The 1,031-nt window shown below is 65.5% G+C and carries 1 protein-coding gene and 1 pseudogene; both read left to right on the forward strand.

Features of this window, described 5'->3' with window-relative positions; all coding sequences use genetic code 11:
• Positions 1-390: pseudogene (locus AB0M20_RS45580) on the forward strand (hypothetical protein); the annotation flags it as partial.
• Positions 391-831: 441 nt separating this feature from the next.
• Positions 832-1,031, forward strand: a 200-nt coding sequence (locus AB0M20_RS45585) for an SAM-dependent methyltransferase (RefSeq protein WP_364307924.1), incomplete at its 3' end; no start/stop codon positions are given.

Below are 1,031 nucleotides of genomic sequence, written 5' to 3' on the forward strand. Positions count from 1 at the left end.
CGGCTGTGGGACATCGCCGCCGGTAAAGAGAGTGCGGTTCTCAGCGGCCACCGCCAGTGGGTCGGGGCAGCCGCCTTCAGCCCCGACGGACGCCTCTTGGCCACCGGCGGCGCCGACCGCACCGTGCGCCTGTGGGACGTGGACAGTCGACAGACTCAAACGACGCTCGTCGGCTTCGGCGACGCCGTGAACACACTCTCGTTCAGCCCCGATGGGCAATTGCTCGCCACCGGCAGCTGGGACGGCAAGGTACGCATCTGGAATCTCCCCCATCGGAGCTTGCCCGAAGCCATCGACAAGATCTGTCGCGCCGTGAACCGGGACCTCACCCCGCAGGAACGCGCCCTCTACCTGCCCAAAGAGACGCCCGCAGACCCGGTCTGCCCCTAAACCCGCGGTCGCCGTGCTCACGGACGATGTCCGCCGTCGAACGGGCCAGCCGCCGACGTGCCCTGCAGTAGATCAGAAACTTCACGCCGTATCAGCGGCAGATCAATGCACTCGATCTTGGGAGCGCAAGCACGGTTCAGCCTGCCAATTCGAGGCGCCGAACGCTCGCTGAGCAGTCCGCTCCAATGAACGCATCGGAAATGCAGTCCGAGCTGGTCACGGCGATTGGCAGGTCGCTGCAGGCGCCGTCTCGCCCCCCGACGTATGTAGGAGTCCCGCCGGCAGTCGTAAGGGCACGTCGCCAGCCTTCAACGCGATCACCGCTACATGCCCGCGCGCGAAGGCTCTGACGGCGACAGACCGATGGTGAGCGCTGCCGTGGCAGCGGCTCGATGGCATTGACGCCTTCTTGGCGTCGCGACCACCCCGTAAGGTGGCGTGGTGACCAACGACGAACCCGAAGCGGGACAGAGCAAACTCGATACGCAGACTCCGCACAGCGCCCGGGTATGGAATTACTTCCTCGGCGGCAAAGACAATTTCGAAGCTGACCGGGCCATGGGCAACCAGATCAAGGCGTCCTTTCCCGACATCGTCGTAGTGGCGCGAGAGTCACGGCGTTTCCTCGCCCGCGCGGTCAG

Origin of the sequence: Actinoplanes sp. NPDC051633 (assembly GCF_040681735.1) — a bacterium.
Classification (GTDB): domain Bacteria; phylum Actinomycetota; class Actinomycetes; order Mycobacteriales; family Micromonosporaceae; genus Actinoplanes.